The organism is Arthrobacter sp. YD4, from assembly GCF_030410515.1.
Classification (GTDB): domain Bacteria; phylum Actinomycetota; class Actinomycetes; order Actinomycetales; family Micrococcaceae; genus Arthrobacter.
In genome coordinates this window covers 599,206-618,106 of the sequence record NZ_JAUHHD010000001.1, presented here as the reverse complement: position 1 = coordinate 618,106, position 18,901 = coordinate 599,206, and the positions used below count along the sequence as shown (strand labels likewise).

The following is an 18,901-nucleotide window of genomic DNA, read 5'->3' as shown; positions in this document are numbered from 1 at the left end:
CGGGTTTACAGCTTGCGCCGCAGCCTCCGCCAGGACTTGTGGAACTTCTTCTCGGCCGCCGCTGCACGTACGTCCTCCGCGGCGTGCAGCCGGCCGAGGCCGAAGCCGACGGCGGACCCGGCGCCGGCGCCCGGGTCTGATTCCCTGGCCAGCTCAACGAGAACCGACCGGGCCATGACGCTGTCTTGATGCAGGCCCAGGACCTGCTGTACTGTCCGGGCCCCCTTGGCCGCCCGGCGGGCGTACTTCAGCCGCTTGGTCGGCCCGTCCGGGACGGCCTCCAGCATCAGCTCGGCGGAGTACCTCAGCCGCTTGGCGGCCTTGCGCACCGTGTGCAACACGACGTCGTGCTCCGCGCCCCCATTGGCTTCAGCCAGGGCTGCGGCGGTCCGGACCAGCCGCTTTGAGTCCCGGCGCACGGCGCGGTGCACCCTGCGCGCCGGGGCAGCGGCGGCAGGGGCCAGCGGCGGGTCGGCGGCGGCAGGGGCCAGCGGCGGGTCGGCGAGGCAGGTATCGATGGCTGCCAGCAACCGCTCGTAGCGGGCGCCTGTGAGGGCGTCCGCCGCCGCGGCGAGCCCTGCCGCCGCATCGGCGTCCAGCCGCGTCCGGATCAGATCCGCCGCGGGGTCCCCCGCCCAGCGCAGGGCCGCAGGCTCCCGGGCCGCCGCTTCCAGGAGCCGGTCCCGCACCACGCCGGGGTCCCGGGCCGCGCCCAGCACCCCCGAGAGCCAGCGCAGTTCGTCGCGCAGCGGGTCGACCGCACTTCCGTCGAACAGGGAGTGGCAGGAACCCAGGACAGAGCGGAGCCGCCGGACTGCGACCCGCATTTGGTGGATGTCCTCGACCCGGCCTGCCGCGGCGCCGGGCGCCAGGCGGCGCACCTCGGCCACCCGCCGGGCCAGGTAGGCCAGTACGACGTCTCCCGCGGTGGATGCCACGCTTCACTGTACGTCTTCAGCGACCGGCCCCGCCCGGCATAGGCTGGGCTGAACCGCACCCGCCGCCACGCCCCAGGAGAGCCCATGACACACCACCACGCCGGCCCGGTCGCTGTCGTCACAGGAGCGGGATCCGGCATCGGACGGGCCGTGGCCCGGCTCATGCTGGCCGAGGGCTACCGCGTGGTCCTGGCCGGCAGGCGGGAAGAGAAGCTGCTGGAGACCGGTGCCGGGCACGCCCTGGCGCTCCCCGTACCGTGCGACATCAGCCGGCCCGACGACGTCGAACGCCTCTTCGCGGCGACGCTGGAGCGCTGGGGCCGGGTGGACGTGCTGTTCAACAACGCCGGCACCTTCGGGCCGTCGGCGAGCGTGGACGAGCTCAGCCCCGAGGACTGGGAGGCGACGGCGGCGGTGAACATCACCGGGTCCCTGCTCTGTGCCGGTGCCGCGGTCCGGGCGATGAAGGAGCAGACGCCGCAGGGCGGCCGGATCATCAACAACGGCTCCATCTCCGCGCACTCGCCCCGGCCCCGGTCCGTGGCCTACACCGTGACGAAGCACGCCATCACCGGGCTGACCAAGAGCATCGAGCTGGACGGCCGCGGCTTCGGCATCACCTGCGGCCAGATCGACATCGGGAACGCCGCCACCGGGCTGATGGACACGATCGGCGTGGGCGACGGGGCCCTTCAGGCGGACGGGAGCCGGAAGGTGGAGCCGACCTTCCCGGTGGAGGATGCGGCCAGGGCGGTGCTGATGATGGCCGGGATGCCGGCCGCCGCCAGTGTGGGATCGGTGGTCATTACCGCCGCCGGCATGCCCTTCATCGGCCGCGGCTGAGGTTCCCCGCACCGGCGCAGCGGCACTGCGGCGGCCCTGCCGCAGTGGCCGGGCTCAATCGTGGGGGCCGGCCCTTCCGCCCCCGCCCTGACGGGACTAGAGCGGAAGCAGCCGGGACAGGTCCGCCCGGAGGCCCGAGGCGGCCACCTTGCCGGCGTCCACCGCGTCCGCCCAGGCCAGGGAGCCGGTGACCATGGCGAGCCAGGTGGCGGCGTCGCACTCGATCACGTTCGGGGGAGTGCCTCGGGTGTGCCGCGGGCCCTCCACGCACTGGGTGACGCCGAACGGGGGCACCCGGACCTCCACGGAGTTCCCGGGCGCCCGGGCCGTGACTTCCTCCAGGGTGAAGCGGACGGCGGTGGCCACGGTGGCGCGGGGTACCGCCCCGTCCGTGGCTGCACGCCAGGCCGCCAGGGCCGCGCGTCCTTCGTCCACCGGGATCCGGCGCCGTGCCACTGCCATGGCCCTAGTCCAGCAGCGCCGAGACGGCGTGGCCGAGGCGGATCTTGCCCACCGGCCGGCCACCTCCCAGCACCGGGTCGATGACTTTTTCGAGCACGCTGGAGACCTCGGGAATGTCCACGGCGCCGGCGGCGGCCAGCAGGGTCAGCCCCACCAGGGTGGTGGCCCGGATATTTCCGTCGAGGACCTTGATGGCCACGGCGACGCCCTGCGGGGTGGCCATGGCCAGGACGCCTTCGGCGCCGATCTTGGCGATGATGCCGAGGTCGTTCATCACGATGGTGTTGGCCTCGCCGCGGCCCTGGACGGCCCAGGGGTAGTCCAGCATGGAGGTGGCGATGGTGGCGGCCCGGGCGTTGGAGTGATGGTCACCGGGGGCCTTGGCCAGCTGCGAGTAGGCGCGGGCCAAGCCGGTGAGTGAGACGGCGGCCACGGGGGCGCCGCAGCCGTCGATGCCCAGGTGGGCGATCCGTTCCCCGCAGTATTCCTCAATCACGGAGCGGACCCGTTGCTGCAGCGGATGGTTCGGCTCGAGGTAGCTGTGCGTGTCCCAGCCGTTCTCCGTGCAGGCCCAGAGAAACGCGGCATGCTTGCCGGAACAGTTGAAGGCCAGCCGGGACTTGCCGCGCTCGGTCTGCACCAGCCAGGTCCGGGCGGTCTCGTCGGCCGGCCAGTCGGCCGGGCACTGCAGCTGGTCCTCGGTCACGCCGGCGGCCTTGAGCATGCCCTCCACCACGTCCATGTGGTCGAGGGACCCGACGTGGCTGCCGCAGGCGATCGCTACCTGGGCGCCGCGGAGGGGGACGCCGGCCTGCATCGCGGCGAGCGCCTGCAGCGGTTTCAAGGTGGAGCGGGCGAACACCGGGGCGGCGATGTCGCCCAGTTCGGTGACCACCTGGCCGTCGGCGGAGAGCACGACGGCGGACCCGATGTGCCGTGATTCGATGAAGCCGCTGCGCTCCACCACCGCCAGTTCGACGGCGGAATCGACGGAGAAGGTGGCATGCGGGTTCAGAGGCATGCTGCCAGTCTAGGTGCCCGGGCCGCCGTCGCCCGGTTACTCCACGGTGACCATGACGGACTGCCAGCCGGAGGCGCCGTCGGGGACTGGATCGGCCCGCTTGTCCGTCTGCACCTCGCCGGTTCCGTCGGTGGCGCGGACCTTGAGGTAGTGCGGTCCGGGGGTGGCGTCCCACTCATAGGACCACTGCCGCCACGTCACCAGGGACGCCTCGGTGGACAGTTCCACCGGGGTCCAGGGTCCGTTGTCGATCTGGATCTCCACCTTGGTGATGCCGCGGGTCTGCGCCCAGGCGGTGCCGCCCACCGCTACCTTGCCGGCGGGGACCTTGGCGAAGGACTTGGGCACCTCCACCCGGGCCATGGTCTTGATCGGTCCGCGCTCGGACCAGCCGCGCTGGGTCCAGTAGGCCTTGGCGTCCGCGAACCGGGTCACCTCCAGGTCAACCACCCACTTGGTGGCGGAGACGAAGCCGTACAGGCCCGGGACCACCATCCGCACCGGGTAGCCGTGTTCCAGCGGCAGCGCCTCGCCGTTCATGCCGATGGCCAGCATCGCGTCGCGGTCATCCCGCAACACCTCGATCGGGGTGGAGGCGCTGAAACCGTCCACAGAGGTGGAGAGCACCATGTCGGCGCCGTCCTTGGGCCGGGCCATCGCGAGGACGTCCCGGATGGGCATGCCCAGCCACTTGGCGTTGCCGGCCAGGTTGCCGCCCACCGGGTTGGACACGCAGGTCAGGGAGACGTGGGATTCGATCAGCTTCGCGTCCAGGAGATCCTGAAAGCTGAGCCGGACCTCCTGCTCCACCATGCCGTGGACTCGCAGTTCCCAGTCCTGGGCGTTGACCTCGGGCACGCTGAGGGCGGTGTCGATCCGGTAGAAGTCCTTGTTCGGGGTCAGCCACGGCGTGACGCCGGGTACCTTGGACTGCACCCCGGCAGGCACCGGCGCGGCGGCCTTGACCGGGGTGGGCAGGGTCAGGCTCTCGCGGGCCTTGGCCACGTTGCTGCGGGCGGCGCTGAGCAGCCGGCCACCGGTGGCGGCCACGGCGGCCCCGACAGCGGTGATGCCGGTTGCGGCGAAGAAGGCGCGCCGGCTGGTGGCCGGACGGTCCGGTTCCTTGGCGCTGCGCCCGACCTCGGCGTCGGGCCAGGACCGCATCCGCCAGACTTTGCCGATCAGGAACCGCAGCGCCACCAGGCCCGCTGCGGTGCCGATCAGCGAGGGGATCGCATCTAGTGGTTTGACGCTGGCGCGCGTCACTACGCTGGCGACGATCACCGCGCCCATCAGCAGCACGCCGGCGACGCCGAGCGACCAGCGCCGGTAGGCGACGATGCCGAGGACGCAGGCGAGGAGGAAGATGGTCAGGCCCATCCCGGCGAAGAGGGCTGCCTTGTCATTGGTGCCGAACGTGGCGATCGCAAAGTCCTTCATCCACGGCGGGGTGAAGTCGATGAAGGTCGAGCCGAGGGCGATCAGCGGGGTGGCGCGGGCCGTGAAGAAGGCCCCTACGAGTTCCGCGACGGCCAGGACGACGCCGGCGGACACCACCCCGGCCAGGGCGGCCATGACCGTGGGCCCCGAGGGCAGGAAACGCTTCCGCGTCCGCGCGGTGGTGCCGGGCTGGGTGCTGCTGGACGATGTCATATCCCTTATTCGGAGCCGCCGGCCCGGGGGATTGCCGGCCCGACACAGCTTAGGAGCCTGCCGGGTGCACAAAGTACCCTAGGGAACTGTGAAGGTACTCGTCATCGGCCCCGGCGGCCGCGAACACGCCATTGTCCGTTCCCTGCTCGCCGATCCGAATGTCTCCGAGGTCCACGCGGCCCCGGGGAACGCCGGCATCAGCACACTGGTCCCCACTTACGCCATCGACGCCAACGATCCCGACGCCGTCGCCGCCTTGGCGACCCGGCTGGCCGTGGACCTGGTGGTCGTCGGCCCCGAGGCGCCGCTCGCCGCGGGCGTGTCGGACGCCGTCCGTGAAGCCGGGATCCCGGTCTTCGGGCCCAGCAAGGCCGCCGCCCAGCTCGAGGCCTCCAAGGCCTTCGCCAAGGACATCATGGCCGAGGCCGGCGTGCCGACGGCCATGGCCCGCGTGGCCTCCAACGCCGAGGAAGCCGCCGACGCCCTGGACACCTTCGGCGCCCCGTACGTCGTCAAGGACGACGGGCTCGCCGCGGGCAAGGGCGTCGTGGTCACCAACGACCGGGACGAGGCGCTGGCCCATGCGCAGAGCTGCTTCGACGCCGGCGGTTCCGTGGTCATCGAGGAGTTCCTCGACGGCCCCGAGGTCTCGCTCTTCGTCCTCTGCGATGGCAATACCACGGTGGCGCTCTCCCCGGCCCAGGACTTCAAGCGCATTTTCGACAACGACGAGGGCCCCAACACGGGCGGCATGGGCGCGTACACCCCGCTGGAATGGGCGCCGGAAGGCCTCGTGGACGAGGTCCTGGAACGGGTGGCGCAGCCCACTGTCAGCCAGATGGCCCACCGCGGCACCCCGTTCGTCGGAGTGCTCTTCATCGGCCTGGCGCTGACCTCGCGCGGCACCCGGGTGATCGAGTTCAACGTCCGCTTCGGGGACCCGGAGACGCAGGCGGTCCTGGCCCGGCTCAAGACCCCCTTGGGTGGTCTGTTGATGGCGGCCGCGAAGGGCGAACTCGCCGAGGCCCAGCCGCTGCGCTGGTCCAGGGACACCGCGGTGGCCGTCGTCGTCGCCGCCGAAAACTACCCCGGCACCCCGCGCACCGGTGACCGGATCCGCGGGCTCAAGAAGGCCGAGGCCCTGGAGGGCGTCCACGTCATCCACGCCGGCACCCGGCTGGACGACGACGGCAAGGTGGTCTCGGCCGGCGGCCGTGTCCTCGCCGTCGTCGCGCTTGGAACGGATCTGGTCGAGGCCCGGGAACGGGCGTACGACGGCGTCGAGCTGATCCAGTTGGAGGGATCCCAGTACCGCACCGACATCGGTGCCAAGGCCGCCCGCGGTGCGATCACCGTGGCCGGCCCCGCCGCCGCGACGAAAGCGAAGTCCTGACCATGAACGCACACGAACCCCTCGCCGGCGGCCTTCAGACCCAGGCCCCCGAGCTGCCGGGCTGGAAGCACATCTACTCGGGCAAGGTCCGCGACCTCTACGCGCCGGCGGACCCCGCCATCACGGAGCGTGTAGGCCAGGACTGCGTCCTGGTGGTGGCCAGCGACCGGATCAGCGCCTATGACCACGTGCTGGCCAGCGAGATCCCGGACAAGGGCCGCATCCTGACCCAGCTGAGCCTGTGGTGGTTCGAACAGCTCGGCGTCGAACACCACGTCCTTGCCGCCACGGCCGCCGACGGCGTCCCGGCAGAGGTGGAGGGCCGGGCCATGATCTGCAAGAAGCTGGACATGTTCCCGGTCGAATGCATCGCCCGCGGCTACCTCACCGGCTCCGGCCTTGCCGAATACCAGCAGTCCCGCACGGTCTGCAGCATCCCGCTGCCGCCCGGGCTGGTCGACGGCTCCCGGCTGGAGCATGCCATCTTCACCCCCTCCGCGAAGGCCGAGGTGGGCGAGCACGACGAGAACATCACGTACGACGCCGTCGTGGACCTCGTCGGGGCCGATACCGCCGCGCGGCTGCGGGACCTGACCCTGGAGATCTACACCAAGGCCGAGGACATCGCCCGGGGACGCGGGATCATCCTCGCGGACACCAAGGTGGAGTTCGGCGTGGATGCCGCCACCGGCGTGATCACCCTCGGCGACGAGGTGCTGACGCCCGATTCGTCACGGTTCTGGGACGCCGCCACCTACGAGCCGGGCAAGGCGCAGCCCTCCTACGACAAGCAGTACGTCCGAGACTGGCTGACCTCCGCCTCGTCGGGCTGGGATAAGTCCTCCGACACGCCGCCGCCCGCGCTGCCGGACGACGTCGTCGCCCGCACCCGGAGCCGCTACGTGGAGGCCTACGAGCTTCTGACCGGCCGCAGCTTCGCCTGAGGCGCCTCCGCTGCTAACTGCCGGCGGCTAACTGGTGGCCGGCTGCTGACTGCCGGCGGACGCCGCCTCGGCGCGGCGCTGGGCCAGCTTGATCTCCAGGACCGCGTCCAGCGCCTGCTGGACGCGGTCCGAGGCCCCGGCGGCGCTAAAGTCCTTCTGCGCCTCGTCCAAGTAGACCAGCGCCTCCTCCACCTCGCCGGCGGCCTTGAGCGCCTTGCCCAGCAGCAGCGACACCTCACCGGCCGTGTGCCTGGCCAGGAGCGAGCGTTCCACGTGGATCTCGCGCAGTTTCTGCACCGCGCCCATGATGTCCCCGGTGAGGTAAAGCCACCTGGCGCGGATGAACGCGACCTCCAGACGGTCCGTGTCCGTGCCGCCGACGATCGAGAGGGCCAGCTCCGCCCGCTCGATCGCGGACAGGGTTTCCGGCTCGACGATCCCGGAGGAGAGCCGCACCGCGGCGGAGGCCTTGTTGAACCGGGCCCAGAGGTCGATGTCGTAGGCGGGGGAGAGGAGCTTGCCGGCCTCCTCGTGGTACTTGATGCCCTCCGCGTAGTCGTGGCGCATGAAGGCGACGTTGCCCACCACCCAGGCCACCTCGCCGGCCAGCTGCGGCAGCGACTGGCCTTCCATCTCCGCGTTCATCTCCTGGCAGTACTTCCATGCCTCGTCCAGGCGGCCGCTCTCGGCCAGGGCTCCGATCAGGGCGCGCAGGGCACCGATGATCATGGTGGAGCCCTTCGGCAGCTGTGCGCAGAGCCGGACAGCCTCCTGGGCGTAGTCGACGGCGTCCTTCAGCTGGCCCTGGCCCTGGGCGGCGGCGGCGAGCATCTGCCGGGCCCGGACCCCCAGGCCCGCCGATTCGGCGGCCAGCGGGTGGTCCAGGAGGCGCTGGACCATGGCCCGGCACTCGGCCCAGAGGCCCTGCTTGATCAGGCACTCGGCCTGCATGTAGGTCATGTTCCACCAGGCGCTGGTGTTCTTGGACTCCAGGGCGATCTGTGCGGCGGTCGCGGCGTGCTGCGCGGCCAGCGGGTAGTCCCGGAGATCCCAGGCCTGGCGGGCGTAGAGGCCGGCCAGCACGTACTCGGCGTCGCTGATGGAGACCGGCTGGCTCCAGGCCTCCAGGGCCTTCGGGGCCAGGTCCAGGCGGCGGGCCAGTTCCTCGATGACGTCGGCGGTGGGTTCGCGGCGCCCGGTTTCGAGCAGGGAGATGTAGCTGGGCGAGTACAAATCCTTGCCCAGTTCCGCCTGCGTGAGCCCGCGGTCCAACCGCTCCGCGCGGAGTTTTTCGCCAAATCCGTTCCCCACGGATCCCACCTCATTCCGGACAATCGATGTACTAAATGCTTGACAGTCTCTGTGGAAGAAATTTTACAATGTATGTCAACAAGGAAACTACAGACTTGGTAACGACTCCGACTCAAGATTTGAGGATCACCATGGTGAAGAAGATTGCAGCAGGCCTGGCACTCGCAGGGGCCTTGGCCTTCTCCGCAGCGGCTCCCGGCATCATCGCCGCCGGCTCAAGCTCCGATTCCACGCAGGTTACCGCCGTCGGCAACTGGCCCGACCCGATGCGCGTGGCCTCCGCGGTGGGCAACTGGCCGGACCCGATGACCTACTCCACCAACGTCGGCAACTGGCCCGACCCGATGTAATCCCTGATTCGATTTCATAACCGACCGGCAGACTCCACGGCCCCGGCATCCCAGGATGTCGGGGCCGTGACGTGTCTGCCGGAGTTTTGGTCCGGCCGCCCCGAAGCTGCATACCCGGGGAGGGCACAAAAAAGAGGGCCTTCCAGCTGGAAGGCCCTCTTTTGACTGGTCGGGATGACAGGATTTGAACCTGCGACCTCGTCGTCCCGAACGACGCGCGCTACCAAGCTGCGCCACATCCCGATCCGTTGCTGCAAAAGCAACTTCACAAGAGTATCCGATACCGGCCCCGGATGCGAAATCGGGACGGCCGAAACGTCCTGCCGCGGCGGAGCCACCCATCCGGGTGGGCACCGGCGGCTCCGGCTCAGACCAACGAGTCCTTCCAGGCCCCGTGCAGGGTGGCGAAACGGCCGCCCCCGCCGATCAGCTCCGCGGGCGACCCGTCCTCCACCACCCTGCCGTCGTGGACCACCAGCACCCGGTCCGCGGTCTCCACGGTGGAGAGCCGGTGCGCGATGATGAGCGCGGTGCGGCTGCCGACGTGGCCGTTGTCGGGACGGCCGGCCGGAGCGCCGTCCGCAGCGGTTCCATCCGCCGCCCCGGTGCCGCGGAGCAGGCTGGCCAGCCCGGCCTGGACCATGCGCTCGGACGGGATATCCAGGGAGGAGGTGGCCTCGTCCAGGATCAGCACCGCGGGCCGGGCCAGGAACGCGCGGGCGAAGCTGATCAGCTGGCGTTGGCCGGCCGAGACGCGTCCGCCGCGCTTGTTCACGTCTGTGTCGTACCCGTCCGGAAGCTCGGTGATGAACCCGTGCGCGCCGACGGCCTTGGCGGCCGCCTCGATCTCCTCGCGGCTAGCGTCCGGCCGGCCCAGGGCGATGTTGTCCGCCACGGTGCCGCTGAACAGGAAGGCCTCCTGGGTGACCATGACGACGTTGCGGCGCAGGTCCGCCGTCGCGAGCTGCCGGAGGTCGACGCCGTCGAGCGTCAACGACCCGGCCGAGACGTCGTAGAACCGGGCGATCAGCTTGGCCAGCGTGGACTTGCCAGCGCCGGTCTGGCCCACCAGCGCGACCGTCTGGCCGGCAGGGATGTGCAGGTCCAGGGTGGGGATGATGACCGGGCCGTCACCGTAGCGGAATTCCACCTGGTTGAAGTCGATCCGGCCGGTGGCGCGGGGGAGCGCCACCGGGTGTTCCGGCGGGCGGACGGTGGGTACCTCCTCGAGGAGGCCGGAGACCTTCTCGAGGGCAGCCTGGGCGCTCTGGAACGAGTTGTAGAACATCGCCATCTGGTCCACCGGCTGGAAGAAGCGCTTGGTGGAGAGGATCAGGGCCAGTAGCACGCCGACGGCCAAGCCGCCGTCGAGCACCCGGAAGCCGCCCACCAGCAGGACGACCGCGACGCAGATGTTGCCGATCAGCACCAGGCCGGGCTGGAAGACGCCGTTGAGGTTGATCGAACGGACCGTGACCAGTCGGTATTCCTCGGACAGCTCGGCGTAGCGTTCGGCGTTCTGCCGTTCCTTGCGGAAGGCCTTCACGGCACGGATGCCGGTCATAGTCTCCACGAAGTGCACGATCAGCCGGGCCGAGACCACCCGGGACTCCCGGAATGCGATCTGCGAATGCTTCTGGTACCAGCGGGACAGGAAGTACATCGGGACGCCGGCGGCCAGGACCAGCAGGCCGCTGCGCCAGTCCAGGGCGAAGATGGTGATGGCCGTGAAGATCATGAACAGCAGCCCCGACGCGAGCGACGAAACCCCGGAGTCCAGGAGTTCGCGCAGCGCTTCCAGGTCGGAGGTCTGCCGGGCAATGATCCGGCCCGAGGTGTACTTCTCGTGGAACTCCAGGCTCAGCCGCTGCGTCTGTCGGAAGACCCGGACCCGCAAGTCCAGCAGCATTGACTGGCTCAGCCGGGCGGTGGACGTCACGTAGAGGGCGGTCAGTCCCGCCGTCGCGATCGCCGCCGCCAGGTAGGCTGCGCCGGCGAAGACCAGCGGGAAGCTGTCGCCGGAGCGCAGCGCCGGGAGCGCCCGGTCGATACCGAAGGCGATCAGGGCGGGGCCGGCCACGCGTGCGGCCTGGGACAGCACGACGGCGGCGATGGTGAGCCAGAAGCGCAGCCGGACGGGCCGGATCAGCGAGCCCAGCAGGGCCAGGGAGCGGCGCCGCACGGCGCGGCTCTCGGCCTTGGAGAGGTGGGCGTTGTCCTCGTTCGCGGTGCCGAAGGTGGCGGTGCTCATGGCGAAACCTCCTCCGCCTCGAGGGCGGAGAGCTCGGAGTCCAGGTCCCGCGGTTCCGGGTCCAGGCTGGCGATGACGTAGCGGTAGTGGCTGTTCTCCGCCAGCAGTTCGGTGTGGGTGCCCACCGCGGTGATCCGGCCGTCCTGCAGCAGGGCCACCCGGTCCGCGAGGGCAACGGTGGAGGGCCGGTGTGCCACCACCAGGGTGGTGGTGTCCGCGAGGACCTCACGCAGCCGCGTTTCCACCAGTTCCTCGGTATTGACGTCCAGGGCCGAGAGCGGGTCGTCGAGCACCAGCACGGTGGGGTCGGCGGCGACGGCGCGGGCCAGGGCGATGCGCTGGCGCTGGCCGCCGGAGAGGCTGAGGCCCTCCTCGCCGATCAGGGTGTCGAGTCCCTCGGGCAGCGAGTAGGCGAAGTGGGCCTGGGCGGTATCCAGGGCCTCGGCCAGGATCTCCTCCCGGCGCTCCGGGGGGACTGTGTCGGCGACGCCGAGGAGGACGTTGTCCCGGACCGAGTTAGAGAACAGGGTGGTGTCCTCGAAGGCGACGGCCACGGCGCTGCGCAGCCCGGCGACGTCGAACTCGCGCACGTCAACGCCGTCGATCTCCACCGAACCGGCGGTCACGTCGAACAGGCGGGGGACCAGTTGCAGCAGGGCGCTCTTGCCGCTGCCGGTGATGCCCACCAGTGCCATGGTCTCGCCGGGCCTGATGTCCAGGGTGATGTCCTTGAGGATGGGCTTGTCCGGGGCGTCGTCGAAGGCGAAGGTGGCGTGCCGGAAGGACAGCGCCCCCTTCAGGTCGGCCGGGCTGCGGGGCTCCTCGGGGCTGGTGATGGTGTTCACCGCGTCCATCACCTCGAAGTGCCGGTCGATGGCGGTCTTGGCCGTCAGTGCCATGGCCAGGAGCATGCCGCAGACCTCCACGGGGGCGGCGATGACGGCGGCGGTGGCGAAGAAGGCCACCAGGGCGCCGATGCTGAGCTGGCCGTCGGCGGCGAGCAGGACGCCGACGACGAGGCCGGCGCCGAGGGCCAGCTCGGGCAGCAGCGTGACCATCAGGCTAAAGGTGGCCAGGTGCTTGGCCTTATCGATCTCGGTCTGGCGCAGCTCCTCGGCTTGTTCGTTGAAGTTCTCCAGGGCCTCGCGGCTGCGCCCGAACGCCTTGAGCACGCGGATGCCGTGGACCGATTCCTCCACGGTGGTGGCCAGGTCACCGGCCTGGTCCTGGCTGCGGCGGGCCACCTTGGAGTACCGGGTCCGGAACCGGAAGCCGTAGATCATGATCGGAACGGCCGCGGCGAGGAAGATCAGGGCCAGCTGCCAGCTCATGGCGAACATGACCACGACGCCGATCAGCACGGTCAGCGTGGTGACCACCAGCATGATCGCGCCGAAGGCCATCCAGCGGCGGAGGAAGTTCAGGTCCGTCATGGCCCGGGACAGGAGCTGCCCGGACCCCCACCGGTCGTGGAACGCCACGGCGAGGTCCTGCAGGTGATCGTAGAGGGAGACCCGCATCCGGGTTTCCACCGTGGTGGCGGGGTTGATCACGAATTGCCGGCGCAAGGCCACCAGTCCGGCCTCGGCGATGCCGAGCAGCAGGACGATCCCGGCGGAGATCCAGACGGCCTGGCCGCTGCCTCCGGGCTTGAGCGAATCGTTGATCAGTACCCGCAATACCTGCGGGATGGCGAGGGCGACGACGCTGGCCATCAGGGCACTGAGCAGGCCCATGATCAGGCGCGGCAGGATCGGCCGGACGTGGGGATAGAGGCGGTTGATGGAAGTGAAGAACGGGGTCTGTGTAGCCATGCCTGCTTCTTAACTGCAACTGCGAAAGGGTTTACGCAACTGAATGTAGTTTCCGGTAGCAACTACCCTAGGCCATGGCGTGACCACGTTCACAGCATTCTGTGGCCCCCGCGAATCTGGCGCAGAAATTATGTTCCGTAATGACCGGACCGCTGCGGGCCGGTGCGTCTAAGCCTTCGCGGTGAGGGTCAGCAGCACGGCCTCGGGCTTGCAGGCGATGCGGACCGGGGCGAAGCGTGAGGTGCCGATGCCGCCGGAGACGTTGACCGGCGTCGTCCGCCCGTTGCTTTCCCAGTCGTTCAGGCCCTTGGCCCGCCAGGTGGGCAGGTCGCAGTTGGCTACGAGCGCGCCGTAGCCGGGGAGGCAGATCTGACCGCCGTGGGTGTGCCCGGCGAGGATCAGGTCTGCCGCGTCGTCGGTGAAGTGGTCCAGGACGCGCTGGTAGGGGGCATGGGCGACGGCGATCCGCAGGTGCGGTTTGGTGTCCTGGCCGCGGGTGCCGCGGGGCCAGCCGGCGTACTTTTCCAGGCGCAGGTGCGGGTCGTCCACGCCGGAGAAGTCCAGCCGGAGGCCGTCCACCACCAGGGACTGGCAGCGGTTGGTCAGGTCCACCCAGCCGGACATGCCGAATCCGGTGCGCAGCCGGGGCCAGTCGAGGGCCACGGGGGTCTTGGGGGTGGAGGAGGGGCCGGTGAAGTACGACGCGGGGTTCTTGAACCGGGGCGCGTAGTAGTCATTGGATCCCGGCACGAAGACGCCCGGGAACCGAAGCAATGGCCGCAGGGCGTCGAGGACCGGGCCGATGGCCTTGACGTGGCTGACATTGTCGCCGGTGTTGACCACCAGGTCCGGCTCCAGCTCCGCCAGGGAGGCCAGCCAGTCGGCCTTCTTACGCTGCCCGGGAATGAAGTGGATGTCGCTGAGGTGCAGCACGCGCAGCGGGCCGTAGCCCGGGGGCAGGATCGCCAGCGACTCCTCGCGCAGGACGAACTGGTTCTTCTCCCACAGGCCGTAACCCGTGGCGGCGGCACCCGCCGCGGCTCCGACGGCGGTGGTGACGGCAAGGCCGCGCCCGATGCTTCGGACGCGGCTCGCCAGCGTGCTCATGTCGGCCATGTGTTAGCCGTTACCGTTGCCGGGCTTGGTCGGGGCCGGTGCCGGGCTGCTCGGCGCGGGAGCCGGTGCAGCCGGGCTGCTCGGTGCCGGGTTATTCGGTGCCGGCGTCGCCTGGGTGTTCTGCCGGGTGTTGGGCACCGGGCTGGGCGTGTAGCCGTTGAGCAGGTTGGACGGCGGCTCCGGGAACGGATTCGTTCCGTAGCCCGGGGCAACGGCGGACATAAAGTTCGAGAACTGCGGCCCGGCGAGCATGTAGCCGTCGATGCCCTTGTAGAACTGGCCGTTGATCGTGAGGTTCTGGCCGGCTCGGCCCTGGGCGCCCAGCGCGTCACCGAACCAGGAGGCGGTGGCCAGGCCGGTGGTGTGGCCCACCACCCAGGTGGAACCGTTGTTGTTCGAGGTACCCGTCTTCGCGCCGATCGGGAAATCGGTCCGGGTGGAGATCCGCGGCCGGATCAGTGAGCCGGAACCGCGGTTCAAGACCTCCTGCAGCGCGTAGTTCACGCCGCGGGCAACTTCGGGCTTGACCGCGTCCCGGCAGTTGGTGTTCTGGGCTGGCAACTGCGCTCCGTTGGCGTCGGTCACCGAGGTGATGGCGATCGGCTCGCAGTACTTGCCGTCGTTGGCGAAGGTCGCGAAGGCGCTGGCCATGGCCAGCGGCGACGTCTGGGTGGAGCCCAGCAGGTTCCCCGTCGTGAACATGTTGATCTTGGGGTTCGGGTCCGCGATGTTGCCGTTGGCATCAAGGATGATCTTTTGGTCTTTGTCCTTGGCGGGGAGTCCCGAGTGCAGCCCCACGGAATCCACCATCTTCTGGATACCGCAGAAGTCCAACTGGGCTGCGGAAGCGAAGGTCACCGTGTTGATGGAGTTATACAGGCCCTGCAGGACCGTCATGGGCTTGTAGTAGCCGTCCTCGGCATTCTGCAGGTCGTCCGCCGCACCCAGTGCCGACTCCGCCGTGTTGTAGGCGCCGGTGGTCACGCCGCAGGAATTCCTCCACTTGAAGTTGATCGGATATTTCCGGACGGAGCCGTCGACGATGGTGTTCATCGACTTGCCCTCGTTCAGCCACTCCGCAAACGTGAACGGCTTCATGGTCGAGCCGGGCTGCATGCCGCCCACGCCGTTGAGGTCCTGGCCCTTGCTGTCATAGGCGTCGACGTTGAAGTTCAGCTGGGTATCGAACTTGCCGTCGCCGGCCAGGAAGGAAGTGTTCTGGGCCATGTCGATGATCTTGCCGGTGCCGGGCTGGACGGACACCAGCGAGGCTCCCCACTTGTCCGGGTTAGCCCCGGCGGTGGCGTTGACCTGCTCCTGGGCCACGGCTTGGGCCTTCGGGTCCAGGGTGGTCTTGATCGTCAGGCCGCCGCGGAAAATCTTCCGCTGGCGGGCGTCGGCGTCCGCCCCGTAGGCGGGGTTGTTCTGCAGCAGGTGCATCACGTAGTCGCAGAAGTACGGCGCCATGGCGGCGTTCTGGCAACCCTGCTTCGGCTGGGTGACCTTGGTTTCCACCGGGGTGGCGACGGCGGCGTCGTAGTCGGCCTGCTTGATCTTCCCCTGGGTGAGCATGGCCTTGAGGACCAGGTCGCGGCGGACCTTGGCGTTGTCCGGGTGGGTGATCGGGTCGTAGAAGGACGGGCTGTTGACCAGGCCGGCCAGCAGCGCGGCCTGGGGCAGCGTCAGGTCCTTGGCCGAGGTGCTGAAGAAGAACTTCGAGGCCGCCTCGATGCCGTAGGCGTCGCGGTTGAAGAAGACGATGTTGAGGTAGCCCTCGAGGATCTGCTCCTTGGAGAACTTCTTCTCCAGGGCGATCGAGAGCTTCATCTCGCGGAGCTTGTCACCGATGCTCTTGTTGACGCCGTTGAGGAGGACCTGGTCGCTCTTGCCTTCCATCTCGAGGGAGGAGTTGATGACGTTGTTCACGTACTGCTGCGTAATGGTGGAGGCGCCCTGCTTGTTGCCGCGGGCGGTCGCCACAAGGGCGCGGAGGATACCCGTGGTGTCCACGCCGCCGTGCTCATAGAAGCGGCTGTCCTCGATCGCGACCACGGCGTCCTTGACGTACGGGGACATCTGGTCCAGGGCGACGCGGGTGCGGTTCTCCGAGTAGACGCTGGCGATGACGCTGCCGTCGGCGGCGAGGATGGTGGTGGCCTGGCTCGGCGGGTCCACCTGGAGTTCCGCGGGGAGGGCCTCAAAGAATTTGATCGACCCGCTGGCCGTGTTGCCCGAGAGCGCCGCGGCGGGAACAAGCAGCCCCGCAACGAGCACGCCACAGACAACACTCACGCCAAGGAAAAGGATGAGCTTTCCGAGGGTGGTGGCAGTGTCGAATACAGGGTTCTTACCAGTCGCCATGTTTTCCACTTTAGCGGCAAGCACTAGGCTTTCCTTCATGACCAAATGGGAGTACGCCACGATTCCGCTCATTATTCACGCCACCAAGCAGATTCTTGATCAGTGGGGTGACGACGGCTGGGAGCTGGTGCAGGTAGTTCCGGGCCCCGACGGCAACGGCCTGGTGGCCTACCTGAAGCGGGAGAAGCAGTAGCCATGAGCACGTCCGAAGCCACGACGCCGGCAGCTTCAGCGGGTGCCACGTCCGCCGTCGAACAGCGCCTCACCGAACTCGGCCTGACGCTTCCCGAGGTGGCCGCGCCCGTGGCCGCCTACGTGCCCGCCGTCGTCTCCGGCAACCACGTCTACACCTCCGGCCAGCTGCCGTTTGTCGGCGGACGCCTTGAAGAGACCGGCAAGGTCTCCTCCGGCGCCGAGGGTGCCTCCGACGAGGCAACCGTGTCCCCGGAAGACGCCCAGCGCTACGCCGCGATCTGCGCCGTGAACGCCCTCGCCGCGGTCAAGAGCGTCATCGGCGACCTGGACCGGATCACCCGGATCGTCAAGGTGGTCGGCTTCGTCTCCTCCGACCCGTCCTTCACCGGCCAGCCCGGCGTCATCAACGGCGCCTCCGAGCTGCTGGGCAAGGTCCTCGGCGACGCCGGCCAGCACGCCCGCTCCGCCGTCGGTGTCTCCGTCCTGCCGCTCGATTCCCCCGTGGAAGTCGAACTGATCGCAGAATTCGCCTAAGGCCGGTCGCTTTCCTTGCCACACCTCGCACGACGTTTGTTTGACCTTCCCCCGGACCTCGAGGGAGCGGCCCGCAGCTGGCTGGAGCACGGGGAGCGCACCCCGCGCGCCCCGCGTTTCGCCTCCTCCGTGGTGCTGCTCCGGGATTCGCCCACGGGGCTGGAAACCTGGCTCGGCTACCGGCCGGGCACCTCGCCACTGGGGGTACTCGCCTTCCCGGGTGGCTCGCTGGAGACCTCCGACGACGACGCCGTCGGCTGGCTGGGGCCGCCGCCGTCGTACTGGGCCGAGCGGATGGGTACGGCCGACGTCGGACTCGCCCGCCGGCACGTGATCGGCGCGATCCGGGAGCTGTTCGAAGAGACGGGCATCCTGCTCGCCGGCCCGGACCTGTCCTCAACCGTGGAGAACAACACCTCCCCGGAGTGGATGCGGGCCCGCGAGGCCGTCGCGGATCAGGAGAAATCCTTCACCGACGTGCTGGCCAAGCGCGGACTCTCCGTCCGCACCGACCTGCTCAAGCCGCTGGTCAACTGGCTCAGCCCCGACTTCTCGCACCGGCGCTTCAATACCCGCTACTTCGCCGCCACCGTGCCGATGAACCAGCAGCCGTCCATGCTGGCCAGCAAGGGTGTGTGGGCGCGCTGGGTCTGCGTCCGCAAGGTCATTGCCGAGCGGGACACCACCGCGTTGGGTGACGAGGTGGGCCAGCCGAACACCGTGGGTCTCCGCCTCGGCCAGCTCCTGGTTCCCGGCTCGGAGATCATGCTCGAGAAGATGGCCAGCGCCAACGGCTGCATCGCCTACCTCAGCTACAAGCGCAGCGCCCACGTCTACCAGCCGACGCTGGTGGAAGAGGACGGCGTGCTCAGGCTCGAGGTCGAGGCCGCCAAGACCGTCGCCAACGAGCCCCAGCGCGAACGCTAGCCCCGCCCGTCAACTACGCCAAAGGGCCGGCTCCGTTTCACTTGGAGCCGGCCCTTTCGCGTTTGCTGCTGGGGTGCGTTTAGCGGGAGCGCTGGCGGAGGCGCTGCATGTCCAGGATGACGACGGCGCGGGCCTCGAGCCGCAGCCAGCCGCGCTGGACGAATTCTGCCAGGGCCTTGTTGACCGTCTCGCGGGAGGCGCCGACCAGCTGCGCGAGCTCTTCCTGGGTCAGTTCGTGGGCGACCAGCACGCCGTCGGTCGCCGGACGGCCGAAGCGGTCGGCGAGGTCCAGCAGGGCCTTTGCCACGCGGCCCGGGACGTCGGAGAAGACCAGGTCCGAGAGGGAGTCGTTGGTGCGGCGCAGGCGGCGGGCCAGTGCCTGCAGCAGCTGGGCGGACACCTCGGGGCGGCTGCGGAGTAGGGCGTTCAGGCTCTCGTTCTTCAGGCCCGCGAGGCGGGTCTCGGACACCGCCGTCGCGGTGGCGGTGCGGGGGCTCGGGTCGAAGAGGGCCATCTCACCAAACAGCTCGCCCGGTCCGAGGATCGCCAGCAGCGACTCGCGGCCGTCGGGGGAGGTGCGGCCGAGCTTCACCTTGCCGGAGACGATGAAGTAGAGCTGGTCGCCCTGGTCGCCTTCCCGGAAGACCGAGGCACCGCGGGAAAGGTCCACCTCGGTGAGCTCGTCCGTCAGCAGACGGAAGGCCTCGTCGTCGAGCGTGGCAAAAAGGGGTGCGCGGCGCAATACCTCGATATCCATGAAAACTCCTGACTAACTGTGTCGGCTGGGG

General features: G+C 69.3%; 17 protein-coding genes and 1 tRNA gene. 7 read left to right on the top strand and 11 right to left on the bottom strand.

Translation table 11 applies throughout. From position 1 onward, the window contains the following. Positions 1-5: 5 nt before the first annotated feature. Complete coding sequence (locus QWJ39_RS02855) at positions 6-938, bottom strand: CHAD domain-containing protein (protein ID WP_290256178.1); 933 nt, start codon at positions 936-938, stop codon at positions 6-8. 84 nt (positions 939-1,022) lie between these two features. Here QWJ39_RS02855 and QWJ39_RS02850 point away from each other — a divergent pair, with 84 nt between their 5' ends. Further along, positions 1,023-1,781 carry an SDR family oxidoreductase gene (locus tag QWJ39_RS02850; protein ID WP_290256177.1) on the top strand — a complete coding sequence of 253 codons (759 nt, stop codon included), beginning with the start codon at positions 1,023-1,025 and terminating at the stop codon, positions 1,779-1,781. A 96-nt stretch (positions 1,782-1,877) separates the two neighbouring features. On the opposite strand, the gene QWJ39_RS02845 is transcribed toward QWJ39_RS02850, so the two are convergent. The 3 genes from QWJ39_RS02845 to QWJ39_RS02835 are packed head-to-tail and all read right to left on the bottom strand — an operon-like array spanning position 1,878 to position 4,839. Continuing rightward, the gene (locus QWJ39_RS02845) at positions 1,878-2,243 is read right to left on the bottom strand and encodes a sterol carrier family protein (RefSeq protein WP_290256176.1); all 366 of its coding nucleotides are present in this window, start codon (positions 2,241-2,243) and stop codon (positions 1,878-1,880) included. Positions 2,244-2,247: 4 nt separating this feature from the next. Beyond that, positions 2,248-3,264 carry an asparaginase gene (locus tag QWJ39_RS02840; protein ID WP_290256175.1) on the bottom strand — a complete coding sequence of 339 codons (1,017 nt, stop codon included), beginning with the start codon at positions 3,262-3,264 and terminating at the stop codon, positions 2,248-2,250. Between the two features lie 36 nt (positions 3,265-3,300). After that, the gene (locus QWJ39_RS02835; RefSeq protein ID WP_290256483.1) at positions 3,301-4,839 is read right to left on the bottom strand and encodes a molybdopterin-dependent oxidoreductase; all 1,539 of its coding nucleotides are present in this window, start codon (positions 4,837-4,839) and stop codon (positions 3,301-3,303) included. Between the two features lie 166 nt (positions 4,840-5,005). Here QWJ39_RS02835 and purD point away from each other — a divergent pair, with 166 nt between their 5' ends. Both purD and QWJ39_RS02825 read left to right on the top strand, forming a co-directional pair. Then, the gene (purD, locus tag QWJ39_RS02830; protein ID WP_290256174.1) at positions 5,006-6,310 is read left to right on the top strand and encodes a phosphoribosylamine--glycine ligase; all 1,305 of its coding nucleotides are present in this window, start codon (positions 5,006-5,008) and stop codon (positions 6,308-6,310) included. A gap of 2 nt (positions 6,311-6,312) precedes the next feature. Next, the gene (locus tag QWJ39_RS02825) at positions 6,313-7,254 is read left to right on the top strand and encodes a phosphoribosylaminoimidazolesuccinocarboxamide synthase (protein WP_290256173.1); all 942 of its coding nucleotides are present in this window, start codon (positions 6,313-6,315) and stop codon (positions 7,252-7,254) included. Positions 7,255-7,281: 27 nt separating this feature from the next. Here QWJ39_RS02825 and QWJ39_RS02820 read toward each other — a convergent pair whose 3' ends face one another. Next, complete coding sequence (locus tag QWJ39_RS02820) at positions 7,282-8,565, bottom strand: helix-turn-helix transcriptional regulator (protein WP_290256172.1); 1,284 nt, start codon at positions 8,563-8,565, stop codon at positions 7,282-7,284. 131 nt (positions 8,566-8,696) lie between these two features. Between QWJ39_RS02820 and QWJ39_RS02815 the strand changes: the two genes are divergently transcribed. Further along, entirely contained in the window at positions 8,697-8,915 is a 219-nt protein-coding gene (locus tag QWJ39_RS02815; protein ID WP_290256171.1) for a hypothetical protein, read from the top strand. Between the two features lie 166 nt (positions 8,916-9,081). On the opposite strand, the gene QWJ39_RS02810 is transcribed toward QWJ39_RS02815, so the two are convergent. The 5 genes from QWJ39_RS02810 to QWJ39_RS02790 all read right to left on the bottom strand — a co-directional run bounded on the left by QWJ39_RS02810 (position 9,082) and on the right by QWJ39_RS02790 (position 16,457). Then, a tRNA-Pro gene (locus QWJ39_RS02810) sits at positions 9,082-9,158 on the bottom strand. Positions 9,159-9,282: 124 nt separating this feature from the next. Then, positions 9,283-11,166, bottom strand: coding sequence for an ABC transporter ATP-binding protein (locus QWJ39_RS02805; protein ID WP_290256170.1), 1,884 nt, complete (start codon positions 11,164-11,166; stop codon positions 9,283-9,285). Beyond that, entirely contained in the window at positions 11,163-12,980 is a 1,818-nt protein-coding gene (locus tag QWJ39_RS02800) for an ABC transporter ATP-binding protein (RefSeq protein ID WP_290256169.1), read from the bottom strand. The genes QWJ39_RS02805 and QWJ39_RS02800 overlap by 4 nt, the downstream gene beginning before the upstream one ends. Positions 12,981-13,148: 168 nt before the next feature. Continuing rightward, the gene (locus tag QWJ39_RS02795) at positions 13,149-14,096 is read right to left on the bottom strand and encodes a metallophosphoesterase (RefSeq protein ID WP_290256168.1); all 948 of its coding nucleotides are present in this window, start codon (positions 14,094-14,096) and stop codon (positions 13,149-13,151) included. Positions 14,097-14,099: 3 nt separating this feature from the next. Further along, positions 14,100-16,457: a transglycosylase domain-containing protein gene (locus tag QWJ39_RS02790; protein WP_290256167.1), complete on the bottom strand. Its 2,358-nt coding sequence runs from the start codon at positions 16,455-16,457 to the stop codon at positions 14,100-14,102. A 37-nt stretch (positions 16,458-16,494) separates the two neighbouring features. Between QWJ39_RS02790 and QWJ39_RS02785 the strand changes: the two genes are divergently transcribed. Genes QWJ39_RS02785 through QWJ39_RS02775 form a run of 3 tightly spaced genes read left to right on the top strand, consistent with a single transcriptional unit; the run spans position 16,495 to position 18,113 of the window. Beyond that, entirely contained in the window at positions 16,495-16,650 is a 156-nt protein-coding gene (locus QWJ39_RS02785) for a DUF4177 domain-containing protein (protein ID WP_003797879.1), read from the top strand. A gap of 2 nt (positions 16,651-16,652) precedes the next feature. Then, positions 16,653-17,186: a RidA family protein gene (locus QWJ39_RS02780; protein WP_290256166.1), complete on the top strand. Its 534-nt coding sequence runs from the start codon at positions 16,653-16,655 to the stop codon at positions 17,184-17,186. A gap of 15 nt (positions 17,187-17,201) precedes the next feature. After that, on the top strand, positions 17,202-18,113 hold the full coding sequence (locus QWJ39_RS02775; protein WP_290256165.1) for an NUDIX hydrolase: 912 nt from the start codon (positions 17,202-17,204) through the stop codon (positions 18,111-18,113). A gap of 79 nt (positions 18,114-18,192) precedes the next feature. Here the strand turns inward: QWJ39_RS02775 and QWJ39_RS02770 are convergent, their stop codons facing one another. Continuing rightward, positions 18,193-18,870 (bottom strand): Crp/Fnr family transcriptional regulator, encoded by a 678-nt coding sequence (locus QWJ39_RS02770; RefSeq protein WP_290256164.1) that lies wholly within the window; start codon positions 18,868-18,870, stop codon positions 18,193-18,195. Positions 18,871-18,901 lie beyond the last annotated feature (31 nt).

Bases quoted from the DNA above. Each gene is read 5' to 3' on its own strand.
- QWJ39_RS02835 (WP_290256483.1), bottom strand. From the start codon at position 4,839: ATGGCCGCCCTGGCCGGGGTGGTGTCCGCCGGCGTCGTCCTGGCCGTC.
- QWJ39_RS02785 (WP_003797879.1), top strand. From the start codon at position 16,495: ATGACCAAATGGGAGTACGCCACGATTCCGCTCATTATTCACGCCACC.
- QWJ39_RS02845 (WP_290256176.1), bottom strand. From the start codon at position 2,243: ATGGCAGTGGCACGGCGCCGGATCCCGGTGGACGAAGGACGCGCGGCC.
- QWJ39_RS02780 (WP_290256166.1), top strand. From the start codon at position 16,653: ATGAGCACGTCCGAAGCCACGACGCCGGCAGCTTCAGCGGGTGCCACG.
- QWJ39_RS02770 (WP_290256164.1), bottom strand. From the start codon at position 18,870: ATGGATATCGAGGTATTGCGCCGCGCACCCCTTTTTGCCACGCTCGAC.
- QWJ39_RS02790 (WP_290256167.1), bottom strand. From the start codon at position 16,457: ATGGCGACTGGTAAGAACCCTGTATTCGACACTGCCACCACCCTCGGA.
- QWJ39_RS02840 (WP_290256175.1), bottom strand. From the start codon at position 3,264: ATGCCTCTGAACCCGCATGCCACCTTCTCCGTCGATTCCGCCGTCGAA.
- QWJ39_RS02805 (WP_290256170.1), bottom strand. From the start codon at position 11,166: ATGAGCACCGCCACCTTCGGCACCGCGAACGAGGACAACGCCCACCTC.
- QWJ39_RS02850 (WP_290256177.1), top strand. From the start codon at position 1,023: ATGACACACCACCACGCCGGCCCGGTCGCTGTCGTCACAGGAGCGGGA.
- QWJ39_RS02800 (WP_290256169.1), bottom strand. From the start codon at position 12,980: ATGGCTACACAGACCCCGTTCTTCACTTCCATCAACCGCCTCTATCCC.
- QWJ39_RS02825 (WP_290256173.1), top strand. From the start codon at position 6,313: ATGAACGCACACGAACCCCTCGCCGGCGGCCTTCAGACCCAGGCCCCC.
- QWJ39_RS02795 (WP_290256168.1), bottom strand. From the start codon at position 14,096: ATGGCCGACATGAGCACGCTGGCGAGCCGCGTCCGAAGCATCGGGCGC.
- QWJ39_RS02815 (WP_290256171.1), top strand. From the start codon at position 8,697: ATGGTGAAGAAGATTGCAGCAGGCCTGGCACTCGCAGGGGCCTTGGCC.